The 17,597-nt window shown below is 64.9% G+C and carries 13 protein-coding genes; 11 read left to right on the top strand and 2 right to left on the bottom strand.

What is annotated here, in order from left to right:
- Window positions 1-32 precede the first annotated feature (32 nt).
- Complete coding sequence (locus tag Q352_RS0100475; protein WP_028497628.1) at window positions 33-1,613, top strand: ABC transporter substrate-binding protein; 1,581 nt, start codon at window positions 33-35, stop codon at window positions 1,611-1,613.
- On the opposite strand, the gene lhpI is transcribed toward Q352_RS0100475, so the two are convergent.
- Both lhpI and lhpH read right to left on the bottom strand, forming a co-directional pair.
- Window positions 1,606-2,523: a bifunctional Delta(1)-pyrroline-2-carboxylate/Delta(1)-piperideine-2-carboxylate reductase gene (gene lhpI / locus Q352_RS0100480; RefSeq protein WP_028497629.1), complete on the bottom strand. Its 918-nt coding sequence runs from the start codon at window positions 2,521-2,523 to the stop codon at window positions 1,606-1,608. The two genes, Q352_RS0100475 and lhpI, sit on opposite strands and share 8 nt — an antisense overlap.
- A gap of 23 nt (window positions 2,524-2,546) precedes the next feature.
- The gene (gene lhpH / locus Q352_RS0100485; protein WP_028497630.1) at window positions 2,547-3,554 is read right to left on the bottom strand and encodes a trans-3-hydroxy-L-proline dehydratase; all 1,008 of its coding nucleotides are present in this window, start codon (window positions 3,552-3,554) and stop codon (window positions 2,547-2,549) included.
- A 271-nt stretch (window positions 3,555-3,825) separates the two neighbouring features.
- Here lhpH and Q352_RS0100490 point away from each other — a divergent pair, with 271 nt between their 5' ends.
- The 10 genes from Q352_RS0100490 to Q352_RS0100535 all read left to right on the top strand — a co-directional run bounded on the left by Q352_RS0100490 (window position 3,826) and on the right by Q352_RS0100535 (window position 17,551).
- On the top strand, window positions 3,826-5,139 hold the full coding sequence (locus tag Q352_RS0100490; protein WP_028497631.1) for a sodium-dependent transporter: 1,314 nt from the start codon (window positions 3,826-3,828) through the stop codon (window positions 5,137-5,139).
- Between the two features lie 278 nt (window positions 5,140-5,417).
- A complete protein-coding gene (locus tag Q352_RS0100495; RefSeq protein WP_169735622.1) occupies window positions 5,418-10,103 on the top strand; it encodes an autotransporter outer membrane beta-barrel domain-containing protein in 4,686 nt (1,561 codons plus the stop codon).
- A 179-nt stretch (window positions 10,104-10,282) separates the two neighbouring features.
- The gene (gene groES, locus Q352_RS0100500; RefSeq protein WP_028497633.1) at window positions 10,283-10,570 is read left to right on the top strand and encodes a co-chaperone GroES; all 288 of its coding nucleotides are present in this window, start codon (window positions 10,283-10,285) and stop codon (window positions 10,568-10,570) included.
- A gap of 52 nt (window positions 10,571-10,622) precedes the next feature.
- The gene (gene groL / locus Q352_RS0100505) at window positions 10,623-12,257 is read left to right on the top strand and encodes a chaperonin GroEL (RefSeq protein WP_028497634.1); all 1,635 of its coding nucleotides are present in this window, start codon (window positions 10,623-10,625) and stop codon (window positions 12,255-12,257) included.
- 372 nt (window positions 12,258-12,629) lie between these two features.
- Window positions 12,630-13,703, top strand: a complete 1,074-nt coding sequence (locus Q352_RS0100510) for a porin (protein WP_028497635.1) — start codon at window positions 12,630-12,632, stop codon at window positions 13,701-13,703.
- Between the two features lie 136 nt (window positions 13,704-13,839).
- Complete coding sequence (locus Q352_RS0100515; protein ID WP_028497636.1) at window positions 13,840-15,096, top strand: HlyC/CorC family transporter; 1,257 nt, start codon at window positions 13,840-13,842, stop codon at window positions 15,094-15,096.
- Window positions 15,097-15,105: 9 nt separating this feature from the next.
- A complete protein-coding gene (locus Q352_RS0100520) occupies window positions 15,106-15,891 on the top strand; it encodes a prepilin peptidase (protein ID WP_036384672.1) in 786 nt (261 codons plus the stop codon).
- Window positions 15,892-15,943: 52 nt separating this feature from the next.
- Entirely contained in the window at window positions 15,944-16,558 is a 615-nt protein-coding gene (coaE, locus tag Q352_RS0100525) for a dephospho-CoA kinase (protein WP_028497638.1), read from the top strand.
- A gap of 25 nt (window positions 16,559-16,583) precedes the next feature.
- A complete protein-coding gene (gene zapD / locus Q352_RS0100530) occupies window positions 16,584-17,348 on the top strand; it encodes a cell division protein ZapD (RefSeq protein ID WP_233495191.1) in 765 nt (254 codons plus the stop codon).
- 8 nt (window positions 17,349-17,356) lie between these two features.
- Window positions 17,357-17,551 carry a DNA gyrase inhibitor YacG gene (locus Q352_RS0100535; protein ID WP_028497640.1) on the top strand — a complete coding sequence of 65 codons (195 nt, stop codon included), beginning with the start codon at window positions 17,357-17,359 and terminating at the stop codon, window positions 17,549-17,551.
- The last annotated feature ends 46 nt before the right edge of the window (window positions 17,552-17,597 follow it).

Consider the following 17,597-nt stretch of genomic DNA (forward strand, 5'->3'; position numbering starts at 1 on the left):
CTATCGGACTGAAACACTGACGGACCCCCTTGATGAAACTATCGCTCCTGATCCCGCTGCTGCTGCTCCTGCCGGCGCTGGCCATGGCGAAGCCGCTGACTGTCTGCACCGACGCCAGTCCGGAAGGCTTCGACGTTGTCCAGTACAACTCGCTGGTGACCACCAACGCTTCGGCCGATGTGCTGATGAACCGGCTGGTCGAGTTCGATGCCCGCGCCGGCAAGGTGGTGCCGGGGCTTGCCGAACGCTGGACCGTCAGCGCGGATGGCCTGAGCTATACCTTTACCCTGCGCCGCAACGTGGCGTTCCATGCCACCGACTACTTCAGGCCGGGGCGCAAGCTGAACGCCGACGACGTGGTGCAGAGCTTCGAGCGCATGCTGAAGCCGGACCATCCGTGGCACCGGATCGCCGTCAACGGCTTCCCGCATGCGCAGTCGATGCAGTTGCCGAAGCTGGTGCGCGCCGTGGACCGGATCGACGACCAGACCGTCCGCTTTACCCTGAACGAGGCCGACGCGACCTTCCTGCCGATGCTGACCATGGGCTTTGCGTCGATCTACTCGGCCGAGTACATGGACAAGCTGATGGCGGCCGGCAAGCCGGCGCTGCTGAACAGCCAGCCAATCGGCACCGGGCCGTTCGTGTTCAGGGCCTACCAGAAGGATGCGGCCGTTCGCTACGTCGCCAATCCGGACTATTTCGGTGGCAAGCCGAAGGTCGAACGGCTGCTGTTCAGCATCGTGCCCGATGCCACCGTGCGGCTGCAGAAGCTGCGTGCCGGCGAATGCCAGATCGCGCTGTCGCCGAAGCCGCAGGATGTGGCCGGCATCCGTGGCAATCCGGCGCTGCAGGCGCTGTCGGTGCCGGCCTTCATGACCGCGTTCGTGGCACTGAACAGCCAGCACAAGCCGCTGGACAATCCGAAGGTGCGCCAGGCAATCAACCTGGCTTTCGACCGCACCGCCTATCTGAACAGCGTGTTCGGCGGCACGGCCGTGGCCGCGACCCAGATCTACCCGCCGAATACCTGGAGCTATGCCCGCGACGTCAGACCGTGGCCGCACGACCCGGCACGCGCGCGGGCGCTGCTGGCCGAGGCCGGGCTGGCGAAGGGCTTCGAGACCACGATCTGGACCCGTCCGTCCGGCAGTACGCTGAACCCGAACCCGCGCGCCGGTGCCGAGCTGCTGCAGGCCGATCTGGCCCGCGTCGGCATTCGCGCCTCGATCAAGGTCATCGAATGGGGCGAGCTGATCAAGCGTGGCAAGGCCGGCGAGCATGATCTGCTGTTCATGGGCTGGGCCGGCGACAATGGCGACCCGGACAATTTCCTGACCCCGCAGTTCAGTTGTGCGGCCGTGACCTCCGGCACCAATTTCGCCCGCTACTGCTCGCCGACGCTCGATCGCCAGATCGAGGCCGGCAAGCGTACCGCCAATGTGGCCGAGCGCACCCGGCAGTACGTGGCGGCACAGAGGTGGATTCACGACCAGGCACTGTGGGTGCCGCTGGCCCATCCGACCGCAACGGTGCTGGTCCGGCGCGAAGTCGGCGGCTACCGGGTCAGTCCGTTCGGCCGCCAGGACTTCGCGCCGGTCGTGGTCAGGTAGCCAGCCTCGACAGCGCCAGCCCGGCCGCCGCCAGGTCCCAGGCGGCGCAGCCGACCGTCTTGCAGACGATGGGCCGGCCGTCGTCCGGCCGCCGGTCCAGCGCCGACACCAGCGGCTCGACCCGCTCCCAGTCGACTCCGGCCAGAATCAGGTCGCCGGCCTCGTGGCGGGCGCCGGCCGGATCGTCGACGAACAGCCGGCTGGCGGCAATGGTGTCCGCCGCGATTTCCGCCGCCGTCGGCTGGAAGGCGCCGACGCCGATCACCAGCCGGCCGGCACGGGCGGCATCGTGGTAGACCGGCGTGCGGCTGGTGGTCAGGGTGATGACGGCATCGACTGCCGGCGTCTGTTCCGGCGCCGCTCGCAGGTCGGCGTCCAGCGTCGCCAGTTCGCGGCGGAATGCCTCGTCGCGGCCCGGGGCCGAGCCGCGCACATACAGCGTGATGCCCGGATACAGCGCGGCCAGCGCTTCGGCATGATTCTTCGCCTGGGTACCGGTGCCGATCAGCAGCACGGCCGTCGGCGCCTGCGGCAGCAGCGCGCGCAGGCCGAGCAGCGAGATGGCGGCGGTACGGCGGCCGGTGACGGTCGGGCCATCCAGGATCAGCAGCAACTGGCCGGTCACGCTGTCGTAGGCGGACACCTGGCCGTGCAGGGTCGGCAAGCTGCGCTCGCGGTTGGCCGGGGTGATATTGACCAGTTTGTGAATGGCGAGGCGTTCGGCCACGGCCGGCATCGACAGCATCACGCCGTGTTGCGGCAGTGGTACGACCTGGCGCTCCGGGCAGTCGATACGGCCGGCGGCATAGTCGCGGCAGGCCTGTTCCAGTGCGTCGACCAGCTGTGGATACGGCAGCAGGCCGGCCGTCGCGGTGGCGTCAAATACGCGGGGCGGGGCGGATGGGGACATGGTCCGGGTCTCCGGGAAAGGGGTCAGCGAACGAGAAAACCATGGGTCAGCGGATCGTGCGGATCGATGACCCAGTTGGCAAAGCCGCACAGATGGGCCTGGCCGCTGATTTCGGGGATGACCGCGTCGATATCGCCGACCCGGGTTTCGTGCAGGATGCGGGCCTGCATCCGGGTGCCGATGATGGATTCGTTAACCAGGGTGTCGTCCGCGGTCAGCAGGCCGCGGGCATGCAACTGTGCCGCGCGGCCGGCGGTGCCGGAGCCGGTCGGTGAACGGTCGACTTCGCGGTCGGCGAAGATGCAGCAGTTGGCCTGGGTCGAACCGGCGTGACGCGGTGTGTTGTCGACAATGGTGCCGTAGATATGGTTGATTTCCGGAATCAGCGGATGGACCACCGGAAACGCCCGGTTGGCCGCCGCCTTGACCTCGGCGCCGAAGCGGATCAGCCGTTCGGCCTCGTGTTCGCGGATCTGCAACTGGTGCGGTTCGCCCGGGGTATAGAAATAGAATGCGCCGCCAAAGGCGATGTCGCCGCGCACGCGGCCAAACGACGGCGTGTCGACCTCGACATCGCGCAGATACAGGAACGACGGCACATTGACGAAGCGCGTCGCGCCGGCCCGCTCGCCATCCCACTCGACGAAAGCCTCGATGAAACCGCACGGCGCATCGATGCCGACCCGGGTTTCCGGCTCGGTGCGCTCGACCCAGCCCAGCGCCACGGCGGCGGTGGCCAGCGCGATGGTGCCGTGGCCGCAGTGATCGCTGTAGCCCTCGTTGTGAACGAAGATCACGCCGAAATCGGCACTGTCGCTGACCGGGTCGGTCAGGAAACCGGCGTACATGTCGGCATGACCGCGCGGCTCGAAAATCAGGGCGGTGCGCAGCGCGTCGATATGGTCCCTGGCCCAGGCGCGCCGTTCGACAATGGTCGCACCCGGCAGCTTCGGCAGGCCGCTGGTGACGATGCGGAACGGTTCGCCGCCGGTGTGCATCTCGACGGTACTGATCATGCGGTTCAGGTTCATGGAGCCTCGCTTCGGGTCGGGGATCGGGGGCCGTGCCGGTCAGTCGCCACGGTGGGGACAGGACAGAATGCTTGACGCGGAGGCGCCGGGCAAGGCATGGTGGCGCCACATATGAATATTTCGATGACAGCCGTTTTTCTCGCCGGATGGTGGCGCGCCTGACAAGGGCGGCGTCGGGTATTTCTTTGCTTACGACAGGCCGCCGCACAGGGCGGCCTTGTCATTCCTGCCTGTCCCTGGCGGCGGCATTCCCACTCAAAAGGAGAATGCAATGTCCCGCTCGCAATGGGGATCCAGGGTCGGATTCATCCTCGCATCGGCCGGTGCGACCGTTGGCCTCGGCTCGATCTGGAAGTTTCCGTATGTGACCGCCATGAATGGTGGCGGCGCCTTCCTCGCCATCTTTGTCGCCATTACCTTCACCCTTGGCCTGACGCTGCTGCTGGCCGAAATCGCCATCGGTCGCGCCGCCGGCTGCGGCGCCGTCAGCGCGCTGCGCAAGCTGGGCGGCGGTGGCTGGCCGCTGGTCGGCTACGCCGGCGTGCTGTGCGGCTTTCTGGTGCTGTCGTTCTACTGCGTGGTCGGCGGCTGGACGCTCGGCTACCTGTGGCGTGCGATCGACGGTCGGGTCATGAGCGATTCGCCCGAGGCGCTGGCCGCCCTGTTCGGCCAGTATGTGTCCAGCCCGGTCGAGCCGCTGCTGACCCTGGCGCTGTTTGTCCTGCTGACGCTGGTGGTGGTGATGTCCGGCATCCAGAAAGGCATCGAGCGGGCCGGCAAGATCATGATGCCGGCGCTGTTCCTGCTGATGCTGGTGCTGATCGTCCGTTCGCTGACCCTGCCGGGCGCATCGGCCGGGGTGGCGATGTTCCTGGCGCCCGACTTTTCCCGCGTTACGCCGGCCATGCTGGTCGACGCGCTGGGGCTGGCCTTTTTTTCGCTGTCGGTCGGCGCCGGCTGCATGCTCGCCTACGGCTCTTACCTGGGACGCGACGTCAAGCTGACCGGGGCGGCGCTGTGGGTGACCGGGCTGACCACGCTGACATCGATCCTGGCCGGGCTGATGATTTTCCCGGCCATCGCCGCCTTCGGCCTCGATGCCGCCGCCGGGCCCGGCCTGACCTACATGACCATGCCGATCGTGTTCAACCACCTGCCGTTCGGTCAGGGCTTTGCCCTGGCGTTCTTCGCCCTGCTGCTGTTCGCCGCACTGACCTCGTCGGTTTCGCTGCTGGAGCTGATCGTGGTGCTGCCGATCGACGACTGGGGTGTGTCGCGCCGTCGCGCTTCCCTGGTGGTGTCCGCCCTGGTGTTTGCCGCCGGTATCCCCGCGTCGCTGTCGTTCGGTCTGCTGGCCGACTACAAGTGGTTCGACCGCAATGTGTTCGAACTGATGGACTATGGCGCCAGCAATATCCTGCTGCCGCTCGGCGGTATCGGCACCGCGCTGTTTGCCGGCTGGAAAATCTGGCCGACGCTGCGCGACGAGCTCGAGCTGCCCGCCGGAATGACGGTGGCAATGCGCTGGATGTGTCGGCTGTTTGCACCGGTATTGATCGGCGTGATCCTGGTCTGGAATATATGAAAATCTTTTTTTGATGCGGCGGTTTTTAAATCGTTATTGAATAAAAAATAATATCAAATAGAAGGTTTTTATTGTCTGTTCGATGAAGGGAGAGCACGAAATCAGTATTCTCCCTTCCTTTCTCATGAAAAAAGAGCAACCTGCCGATATGCGCCAGGTCAGGGTGATATCTGCCCTGTTTACCTGTTTCGCCAATCATGGTTGCAGGCGATGCCATTTTCTTGTGGTACCCGCAAGATGTCTTTTTTATCGAGAATCGTGTGGTTTACGCTCATTCTGTGCAGGTTTCTCTTTCGACCGGCAGGGGCTGGCTGGTCGGCACGGCAATGCTGTGGACGGTTGCCGGCCCGGCCTGGGCCATCAATGAATGCGGTACCGGTCTGACCGTCAGTTGCAATGGCTCTGGCAGCAGTGCCGGACAGAAAAACCCGTACGCAAATGGTATCAGCTATACCGACGCCAATATCAATCTGACCGTGACCGGCAAGGTAGCTGTCGATACCAGCGGTGCAGCCGAAAATGACGGGCCCTATACGGTCGGTATCGGAATCAGCAGCAGCAAGCTTACCAAAGCCGGATCGGCACGGGTCCTGGTCGAGGCGGGGGCGACCATCACCACCCGGCAGGATTATGCCCGTGGGATTTCCATCCGGGGGACGGTCGGAAGTGCGTCAGGAACGGTAATCAACTACGGCAATATCACCACCTTTGGTGCCGACGCGCGGGCCATCTTCGTCCAGGTGAACAATAACGCCTCCGTGGTATCCACCGGCAGCATCAGCACCCGGGGTGCAACCGCCCGCGGCCTGTATGCGCAGAGCCTGCAGGGCGGCGATGTCTCGGTGACCAACAGCGGGACGGTGCAGACCGCGCTGGCCAATGGCATCGAGGCGCGGACGATCAATGCCGGTACGGTGGATATCACGCAGTCGGGTACGGTGGATGCAGGCGGTACGACCAGCGATGGCATCTTCGTCGAAGGGGGGGCTCAGGGGCATGCCACGGTCCGCAATACCGGGTCGGTTCGCGGTGCCACCGGACTGCTCATCACGGGTTCGCAGGCGACGGTCAGCAATACCGGCTCGCTGACCGGCACCCGGTCGGCAGGGCTGCGCGTGACCGGCGGTGCCGTGGCAACCATCGACAACGGACCTGGTGCAAGCATCAGCGGACAGACCGGCATCGACCTGCAGACGTCGGGCAACCGGATACGCAATCGTGGCCGGATCCGCGGCGAGGCAGGCACTGCGATCCGGCTGGGGGGCGCCGGCAATGTGCTCGAACTGGACAGTGGTTCGGTGCTGGACGGCGATGTGCTCAGTGCCGGCAGCAACAATACGCTGACACTGCTGGGCAGCGCGGTCGAAGACAGCCGCTTCGTGGGCGCGGGCGCCGGTGACGGATTCCGTTCCCTGACCATGGCCGGCGACGACTGGACGCTCAGCGGCGATGTGGCACTGATCGGCACCGCCGCCGACACCCTGTCGGTCCGGCAGGGACGGCTGACCCTCGGCGGCACCGTCGACAGCCGGGGCGGGGCCACGATTGCGCAGGGGGCCACACTGCGGATCGGTGAGGGGGCCGCCAGTGGTTCGTTCAATGGGTCGATCATCGACAATGGCGAACTGGTATTTGACCGCGCCGATGACACGGCTTTTTCCCGCTCGATCAGTGGCGATGGCGGGCTCACCCAGTCCGGCAGCGGCATGCTGACCCTCAATGGCGCGAACAGCTATCGCGGGCCGACCCGGGTCGAGGCTGGCACATTGCGGCTGGATTCGGCCCGTGCCATCAGCGGTGATTCGGTATCGGTCGCAGCCGGCGCCGTCTACCTGCTCGATTTCGCCGCGACGCCGCAGGCGTGGACCTTTGACCGGGCACTGACGGGGAGCGGCACGGTACGGGTTGACCTGGGAACGCCGTCTGCGGATTTCCGGCTGGGAAGCGGGGCGGGGTCCGCATTTGCCGGCACGCTGGCGCTGGGCCGCAGCCAGTTCAACCTGGACGGCGACCAGGCGGCGCAACTGGCCCGGGCGACACTGCGGCTGGAAAGCGGCAATACCACCACCGTCGACAATGACCGGCTGGCGCTGGGACAGCTGTCCATTGCCGGCGGTGCGCTGGTACTGCCGACCGAGGCACCGGCCACCATCATCAGCGAGATCTCCACCGGCCGGCTGGACCTGCAGGGCGGCAGCGTGCAGGCCTATGTGCCCGACCGCTACACGCCGGGCGAAGCATGGGATGGCCGGGCGCCGACCCTGCTGCGCCAGGACGATACCATCGTCAGCCGGCTGATCAGTGCGACCGGCATCACCGGCAGCGCCAGCCTGCTGGCGCTGATCGACCAGAATGGCACGGTGCTGGGAACGGAACGACAGATCGGCATCGAGCAGCACGGACTGGCCGTTGCCGTTGGCGACTATGGCTTTTATCTGGGTACCGGTGCCGGCAACGACGGGCTGTATGTCGGCTACGGCCTGCACCGGCTCGACATACAGGCCGGCCAGCTGCTGCACCTGACCGGGGACGACGGCACCCTGGCGGGTTCGACGCTGCATGCCAGGCTGACCGGCAGCGGCAATCTGCTGATCGAGGCTGCCGGCAGCATTACCCTGAACAATGCGGCCAACACTTACACCGGCACCACGCAGGTCTCCGGCAAGACACTGGTACTGGGCAACGACAATGTGCTCGGACAGACCTCGCAGCTGCGCATCGATGCCGGGGCGACCGTTGCAGCCAACGGGCATGTGCAGGGCGTGGGGGAATTGCTGATTGATGGCGATCTGCAGCTGTCCGGCGGCCAGCTGTCGGTACTGCCGCCCTGGGGCTCGGGCCGCCTCGAAGCCCGGACCGGGTCGCGCGTGGCGTTCGACGGCGGCGGGCTGAGTATCGGCAATGGCGGCCGCATCGCGGCCGGCACGCTGTCCGGCAGCGGCCTGCTGACCCTGACCGGTGGCGAGCTGCGGCTGGAGGGTGCCAATCCTGCGCTGGCGGTAACGACGCAGATCGCGGCAGGCGCCAGCGCAGTCGTGGACGATGTCGGCGGGCTGGGACGCGGCGGCATTTTCAACGATGGCACGCTGCGCTTCGACGCGGCAAATGGCGTGCTGTCCAATGCGCTGGATGGCCGGGGGGATGTGCAACTGGTGCAGAGCGGCCTGACGCTGTCCGGCGCCAATGACGGCTTTGCCGGTCGCTTCGACATCGATGCCGACAGCCGGCTGACCGTGACCGACACGCGACAGCTCGGCAGCGCCAGTGTGACGGATGAGGGTGTGCTGCTTCTCGACGTTGCCGGTGAGGGACGGCTGCTGAATGCGCTGACCGGGGCCGGCGAACTGGTTAAGCGCGGCAGCGGTGTCGTGCTGGCCGGGCAGGGGCTCGATCACCGTGGCGGTACCCGCATTGAGGGCGGCGGACTGCTACTGGACAATGCCGCCGCGACGCTGGGAGGCGGCGGCCCGGTCACGGTTGCCGGCGGGGCGGTGCTGGGTGGCTACGGCGTCGTGGTCGGCGATGTCGGCAACGACGGCTATCTGGTGGTGGCTGACGCTGCGACGCGGCTGTCCGGGACCGGCAGACTGGAAATCCGCGGGGCGCTGGACAACCGGGGCGGCATCCTGCTCGGCGGTGCCGGTGTCGGCAATGCGCTGGTGCTGCAAGGTGACTACCGTGGCACCGGCTCTGCCTGGCTGCGGGTTCATGCCCGGCTGGACGGCGATGATTCGCCGGCTGACCGCGTACTGCTGGATGGCGGTCGCGCCAGTGGCGAGACCGCACTGCAGGTAGTCAATGTCGGTGGTGCCGGTGCCCAGACCCGGGGCGATGGCATCCTGCTGATCGAAACCGGCAACGGGGGGCAAACCGGGGCTCAGGCGTTCCGGCTCGACGCGCCGGTACTGGCCGGTCCGTACGCCTACCGCCTGTATCGCGGCGGCCAGGGGGCCGGTACGGCGGACAACTGGTATCTGCGTTCGGAGCGCAGCGATGAGGCGGATACGCCGGATGATGGCAAAAGACCCGACTACCGCGGTGAAACCTCGCTGTATGCCGTCGTGCCGGCCATGGCGCTGGCCTATGGCCAGACGATGCTGGCGACGCGCGAGGTCCGGGCGACGAATCTGGCCACCACCCGGCCGTTGCCGGCGGCCTGGGGGCGGGCGATCAACGAGGCGGGCCACTACGATGGCGGCGGCATACTGGCGAACGGGCCGCGGTATGCGAGCGAGTTGCAGGCACTGCAGGCTGGTCATGACCTGCTGCTCCGTCATGGGCGGGACGGCTCGGTGCTGCGTGGCGGGTTGTATCTGGCCATCGGCCAGGCCAGCGCCACCGTCGATCACGATGACGGTCGTCGTGCCGGCCATGACCAGCTCGACGGGCGCACGCTGGGCGGCTACTGGAACTGGCAGGCCGACAGCGGGGCCTATGTCGATGCCGTGGCCCAGGCCAGTCAATACCGCGTGCGTTCCGTCTCCGCCCAGGTGCGGCCGCTGCACAGCCGCGGCCATGGCGGCGCAGTGTCACTGGAGGCCGGCTTCCCGCTGCGGGTCGACCCGTCCTGGCGGCTGACGCCTCAGGTCCGGCTGAGCTACCAGCGCATCCGGCTGGACGCGGCGTCCGATGGTGCGGCCCAGGTCCGCTTCGGCGGGATGGAGTCGCTGCAGACCCGGGTCGGTCTGCTCGGCGAGCATGCGGCATCGCCGTCGTCATCGGTCTGGGTTCGTGCCGGGCTGGGCCGGGAGTCCGCCGCCAGGCCGGGCGCATCCTTCTCTTCCGGCAACGGCTATCTTCCGTTCCGGACCGGCATGCGCGGCATGCTGGCCGATGCCGGGGCCGGTCTGGACATCCGGCTGGGCAAACAAACCAGCGTGCGCGGCAGCCTGGACTGGCAGGGCGCACCGGGCGGCCACGGCGGTGCCCGCCGTGCCGAACTCGTCATGCACATGAGCTGGTAGCGCAGTGCGGCGGCCATTCGCCGCAATTTTTTTGCCCGCCAACCCTTGAAAAGCCCTTTCCTCGCCCATACCATTGGCACTCGCAACGGACGAGTGCCAGTCGCTCGTGCCAAATCGCTGATTTTTTTAGTGTTTTCTGATTGTTTCAGATAACTACTCGAGTACAGGAGAGTTTTTCCATGGTAATCCGCCCCCTGCATGACCGTGTTGTGATCAAACGCCTCGAAGCCGAAGAGAAAACCGCTTCGGGCATCGTGTTGCCGGGCAACGCGGCAGAAAAGCCGGACATGGGTGAAGTCGTCGCCGCCGGCAATGGCAAGATTCTGGAAAACGGCGAACGCCGTCCGCTGGAGCTCAAGAAGGGCGACAAGGTCATCTTCGGCAAGTACGCCGGCCAGACCGTCAAGGTTGACGGCGAAGAGCTGCTGGTGATGCGCGAAGAAGACGTGATGGGCATCGTCGAGTAATCGACCCGGTCCCGTCCCGTTGTCCCGATCCAATTTCCTGGAGTAAAAGAACATGGCTGCAAAAGACGTAAAATTCGGTGATTCCGCTCGTGCCAAGATGGTCATTGGTGTCAACGTGCTGGCTGACGCCGTCAAGGTGACCCTGGGCCCGAAGGGCCGCAATGTGGTGCTGGAGCGCAGCTTCGGCTCGCCGACCATCACCAAGGACGGTGTGTCGGTCGCCAAGGAAATCGAACTGAAGGACCGCTTCGAAAACATGGGCGCGCAAATGGTCAAGGAAGTGGCTTCCAAGACCAACGACGTTGCCGGTGACGGCACCACCACCGCGACCGTGCTGGCCCAGGCCGTCGTGCAGGAAGGCATGAAGTACGTTGCCGCCGGCATGAACCCGATGGACCTGAAGCGCGGCATCGACAAGGCGGTCATCGCCATCGTTGAAGAACTGAAAAAAATCTCCAAGCCGTGCGCGACCGGCAAGGAAATCGCCCAGGTCGGCGCGATTTCGGCCAACAGCGACAGCGTGATCGGTGAAAAGATCGCCGCCGCGATGGAAAAGGTCGGCAAGGAAGGCGTGATCACCGTTGAAGACGGTTCGGGCCTGGAAGACGAACTCGACGTGGTCGAAGGCATGCAGTTCGACCGCGGCTACCTGAGCCCGTACTTCATCAACCAGCCGGAAAAACAGATCGCCCAGCTCGACAACCCGTTCGTGCTGCTGTTCGACAAGAAGATCTCGAACATCCGCGACCTGCTGCCGGTGCTGGAACAGGTGGCCAAGTCGGGCCGTCCGCTGCTGATCATCGCTGAAGACGTCGATGGTGAAGCGCTGGCTACCCTGGTGGTCAACAACATCCGCGGCATCCTGAAGACCGTGGCCGTCAAGGCACCGGGCTTCGGCGACCGTCGCAAGGCCATGCTGGAAGACATCGCCATCCTGACCGGCGGCACCGTGATCGCCGAAGAAGTCGGCCTGACGCTGGAAAAGGCCACGCTGGAACAGCTGGGCCAGGCCAAGCGCGTCGAAATCGGCAAGGAAAACACCACGCTGATCGACGGTGCCGGCCAGGAAGCCGCCATCAAGGCGCGTGTCGACCAGATCCGCAAGCAGATCGAAGAAGCGACCAGCGACTACGACCGCGAAAAGCTGCAGGAACGCGTGGCCAAGCTGGCCGGCGGCGTGGCCGTGATCAAGGTCGGTGCCGCGACCGAAGTCGAAATGAAGGAAAAGAAGGCCCGCGTCGAAGACGCGCTGCACGCGACCCGTGCCGCCGTTGAAGAAGGCATCGTTCCTGGCGGCGGCGTGGCCCTGCTGCGCGCCCGTGGCAACCTGAGCAACCTGAAGGGCAGCAATGCCGAACAGGACGCCGGTATCCAGATCGTGCTGAAGGCGATCGAAGCTCCGCTGCGCCAGATCGTCGCCAACGCCGGCGACGAGCCGAGCGTGGTGGTGAGCAAGGTCTACGAAGGCAAGGGCAACTTCGGTTTCAACGCCGCCACCGGCGAATACGGTGACGTGGTTGAAATGGGCGTGCTCGATCCGACCAAGGTGACCCGCAGCGCGCTGCAACACGCCGCCTCGATCGCCGGCCTGATGCTGACCACCGATTGCATGATCGCCGAAGTGCCGGACGACAAGCCGTCGGCCCCGGACATGGGCGGCATGGGTGGCATGGGCGGCATGATGTAATACCGCTGCATGGCGCTCGCGCCATGCCCGGCAAACCCCCCGCGAACGCAGGTTCGCGGGGGGTTTTCATGGCCTGCCGCTGGCCGCCAGGCGCGGAATCCCGACCGGGCAATGGCGTGTTTTTGCCACGTCATCAATCATATGTTGCTAATGTGCAACAATGTCGTCACAATAAAAATTCAATAGAATCATGTATTTGCGTGTTGTTTCGGCCGCATGTTGCAAAAAAGACGCATAAACGTGAATTGCGTTGGCGAAATAGCAACAAAGCACCGTATAGTGAGTTCACACAAAGCACAGAGCACGTGCTGATCCGATGTTTAGAAGTCGGGCGCATCGACCCGCTGATTTACTCCAAAGAGGTAACTGACCATGAAAAAACTGATCGCACTGGCCGTTGCTGCACTGCCGCTGGCCGCTATGGCCGACGTGACCCTGTACGGCAACATCGAAGCCAGCGTTGAAGGTGGCAAGTCGAACGGCTACAACTTCGACAGCAACACCAGCAAGCTGAAGAGTGGCGTCCGCATCGACGACACCGGTTCGTACATCGGCTTCAAGGGCAACGAAGATCTGGGCAATGGCCTGAAGGCCATCTGGCAAGTCGAGCAAGGCCTGAACATCGACGGCACCACCGGTTCGGGTTCGGGCAACGGCTACAACAACACCTGGGCGACCCGCGACAGCTTCGTCGGCCTGACCGGTGATTTCGGTACCGTCCGCCTGGGTCGTCTGAGCACGTACCTGAACTCGGACATGGAAAAGTTTGACGCCTGGATCTACGGCGCAGGCGTGAACGGTTCGACGTACAACTCGGCTAACCTGCTGGACGGCCGCGTGAACAACGCCGTGCGTTACGACAGCCCGAACTTTGCCGGCTTCAAGTTCACCGCCCTGTACGGTGCTGACGAGCAGCGTGCCTATGTTGGTGACGATCGCACCAACAAGAACACCTGGAACCTGGGCCTCGGCTACGAAAACAGCGGCTACTTCGTTGACGCTGGCTATGTCGGCTTCCAGGACAACAACGCTGCTGGCGACAAGAACGCCAACTACTGGCGTGTTGAAGGCGGCTACAACGCCAACAACCTGCTGGCAGTGGTGTCCTACGGTCAAAGCAAGATGTACGGTGACAACAGCCCGTACGCCCAACTGGCCAACCTGGCCGTTGGTGGCAATGACGAGTTCAAGACCAAGGAAGCTGCACTGACCGTGGGTTACACCATCGGTGCCTTCACGCCGAAGTTCACGTACAACCGTGTCTGGGACATCAAGCAAAACGACAACAAGATTGCCGACAGCGCCCTGAACCAGTACGTGGTTGGTGTTGACTACGCCCTGTCCAAGCGCACCACGACCTACGCTTCGTACGGTTATGTTGACCACAAGGCCAACGAAGTCAGCAGCGAACAAACCTTCGCCGTTGGCGTGCAACACAAGTTCTAATCGTTACGATTGGAATGCATGACCGGCTCCGGCCGGTTACGGAAAACCCCGCCGTCAGGCGGGGTTTTTGCATCTGCCTTGACCTGCGGGTCGCCACTGGCAATACTTTCCGTTCTACCCAGTCCCGAAACCGACCTTGGACGACATTCCCTTATCGCTGTTGCTGACCACCCTGATCCTGCTGCTGGTGCTGTCGGCGTTTTTTTCCATGTCCGAAACCAGCATGATGGCGGTCAACCGCTATCGGCTGCGACACCGGGCCTTGCACGGCCATCGCGGGGCAAAGCTGGCGCAGGCGCTGCTGGCCCGTACCGACAAGCTGCTCGGCGTGATCCTGCTCGGCAACAACTTCGTCAATGCGGCGGCGGCGTCACTGGCGACGGTCATCACCTTCCGCCTGGTCGGACAGAACGAGATCGCGCTCGGCATTGCCACCGTGCTGGTGACCTTCGCCATTCTGGTGTTTGCCGAGGCGACGCCGAAAGTCATTGCCGCCACCCACCCGGAACGGATTGCGCTGGCCGCCAGCTACCCGCTGACGTTGCTGCTGAAACTCGCCTATCCGGTAGTCTGGTTCGTCAACCTGTTCGTCCACGGGCTGATCCGTCTGCTGCGCGTGCAGCCCGAGCCGGAAACGACGCAGCTGACACCGGAAGAATTGCGGGTGCTGGTGCTGGAAAGCGGGCAGTTCATTGCCAAGAAGCACCAGTCGATGCTGCTGAACCTGTTCGAGCTGCAGAACTGCACGGTCGATGATGTGATGATCCCGCGCCAGCAGATCGAAATGATCGACCTGGCCGATGACATCGACGATATCGTGCGCCAGCTGCGCACCTGCCATCACACCCGGCTGCCGGTCTGCGAGGGTTCCAGCGACAATGTGATCGGCGTGCTGCATACGCGCAAGGTGCTTGGCCTGACCGACACGGCACTGACACCGCTGCGGCTGCGCAGCGTGCTGCGCTCGCCGTACTACGTGCCGGCCGGCACGCCGCTGTTCACCCAGTTGCAGAATTTCCAGGAAAACCGCCGCCGCATCGGCATCGTCGTCGACGAGTATGGCGAGATGCAGGGGCTGCTGACGCTGGAAGACATTCTCGAACAGGTGGTCGGCGAGTTCACCACCTCGGCGCCAACCTTTGCCACCCACCTCGACCGCCAGGCCGACGGCTCGGTGCTGGTCGATGGCAGCGAGCAGCTGCGCGACCTGAACCGCAAGTTCGATACCCGGCTGCCGGTCGACGGACCGCGTACCGTCAACGGTCTGGTGCTCGAATACTTCCAGGACATCCCCGAGCCGGGCACCTGCTTCAAGCTGCATGGCTGCGTGTTCGAAGTGGTGCAGGCCGGCGACAAGGGTGTGCGCCGGGTCCGCATCCGGCCTCCGGGCTGAGTCCCGGCCATGAATGGCGTCCTCGCGCTGATTGCGCCGGCACCGCTGATCGCGGGCTGCGCCGTGCTCGGGCTGCTGTTCGGCAGCTTCTTTACCGTGCTGGTGCACCGCTTGCCGCGACGGCTGCTCGGCGACAGTGCCGATACGCTGTGGGCGCCACGCTCGCATTGCCCGCATTGCCGGCACGTGCTGGGCGCATGGGAGAACCTGCCGCTGCTGTCGTGGCTGGGGCTGCGTGGCCGCTGTCGCGCGTGCCACACGCCCGTTGGCTGGCACTATCCGTTGCTGGAGGCCGGCAGCATGCTGCTGGCGGCGGCGCTGGCCTGGCACTTTGGCGCCGGCTGGCCGCTGGCGGGGGCACTGCTGCTGTGCGGTTTTCTGCTGCCGCTGGCCGTCATCGACGCCCGTACCGGTTTGCTGCCGGACAGCCTGACCCGGCCGCTGCTGTGGCTGGGCCTGCTGTTCAATCTGTCCGCCGACGGTTTTGCGCCGCTCCCCGCCGCCGTGATCGGCGCGGCGGGCGGCTATGCTGTCTTGTGGCTGACTTGTCGCGCATGCACACTGCTGACCGGCCGGGATGGCATGGGGCATGGCGATTTCAAACTGCTGGCGGCGATCGGCGCCTGGCTGGGCTGGCCGCAACTGGGCCCGGTGCTGCTGCTGGCAGCCGGGTCGGCGGCGCTGGTCGGCGTGCTGCTGATCGCGTCCGGTCGGCGTCATCGTCATGATGCCATCCCGTTTGGCCCGTATCTTGCTGCTGCAGCCGTGGTCGTGCTGTGGCGCGCACCGTTTTGACAGAAGGAATCGGCGTGGGTGAAATCAGACTGATGGCGACCAGGGGTGAGGCATGACAAAAAAAGCACCGTTTGTGGTCGGATTGACCGGGGGTATCGGCAGTGGCAAGAGCGCCGTTGCCGACCTGTTTGCGTCGCACGGCGTGCCGGTGGTCGATACCGACCAGATCGCACGCGACCTGACCGTGGCCGGCGGGGCGGCGATGGCCGACATCGTGGCGGCATTCGGCCCGCAGTTCGCGCTGGCTGACGGCAGCCTGGACCGTGCGGCGATGCGGGCGCGGGTGTTCGGCGATGAGGCGGAACGGCAGCGGCTGAATGCCATTCTGCATCCGCGCATCAATGCGGAAAGCCGGCGCCAGATTGCCGCCAGCTGTGGCCCCTATGTGCTGCTGGTGGTGCCGCTGCTGTTCGAGACCGGCGGTTATGCCGACCTGTGCCAGCGCACACTGGCCGTCGATTGCCCGGAATGGATGCAGGTAGCGCGGGTCACGGCACGTAGTGGCTTGGCGGCCGATCAGGTCAGGGCTATCATGACGGCCCAGATGCCGCGTGACGCGCGGCTGGCGCAGGCGGACGATATTGTCGACAATAGCGGTTCGCTGTCGTCGCTGGCGCTGGCCGTGGCGGAAAAACACCACGACTACCTGACGCTGGCAGCCGCCTGACCCCGATCAACCTCTTGCTGCGACAGTGCCTGTGATCAGCTTCGAGTTTCCCATCGCCGAGCGCATCCGTCTGTTGTTGCGCCTCGAAGATCTGTTCCAGCGTCTTGCGCACTTCATGGAACGCGGTACCCCGACCGACCATCATGCGGCGCTGCTGTCGCTGTTCGAGATTTCGGAGATCGGTGCGCGTTCCGACGTCAAGGGCGAGCTGCTGCAGGAACTCGACCGGCAGAAGCATGCGCTGGATGCGCTGCGCGACAATCCGGCCATTGCCGAAGACGCGCTGGACGCGGTGCTGGCCGATATCGAAGCGGCGATGAGCGGTCTGTTCGACTCTACCAGTCGCGTCGGCCAGCATTTGCGCGAGAACGAATGGCTGTCGACCATCCGCCAGCGCTCCGGCATTCCCGGCGGGGTGTGCGAGTTCGACCTGCCGTCCTATCACTTCTGGCTGCACCGGCCCGATGCCATGCGCCGCGCTGACGTCGATCGCTGGTATGCGCCGCTGAAGCCGGCCCGTGCTGCTGCCGACGTGCTGCTGCAGCTGCTGCGCGACAATGGCAAGACCTATCCGCTGGTCGCCCGTGGCGGCAATTTCCAGCAGATGTCCGGGGGGCGCATCGTCCACATGATCCGCATCGTCATCGACGAGCTGTATGGTGTCGTGCCGGAACTGTCGGCCAACAAGTACGCGATCAACGTCCGTTTCGTGCAGCCGGGTACCGGCAACGAGCGGCCGCGTCCGGTCGGCAAGGACATCGAGTTCACGCTGACCTATTGCAAGCTGTAAGGATTTCCATGACCACCGTCGTCAAATGCCCGACCTGCTCCCGCCCGGTCGAATGGACCGCCGAGAGCCGCTGGCGGCCGTTCTGCAGCGAGCGCTGCAAACTGATCGACCTCGGGCAATGGGCCGAGGGTCGCTATACCGTGCCATGCGAACCGGCCGATCCCCGGGCTGATACTGAAAACGGGCAGGATTTTACCCACTGACAAGCGGGTATGTCGGGATGGCCGTTTATCCGTTTGTCACGGGATT

Source organism: Microvirgula aerodenitrificans DSM 15089, from assembly GCF_000620105.1.
Taxonomy (GTDB): Bacteria; Pseudomonadota; Gammaproteobacteria; order Burkholderiales; family Aquaspirillaceae; genus Microvirgula; species Microvirgula aerodenitrificans.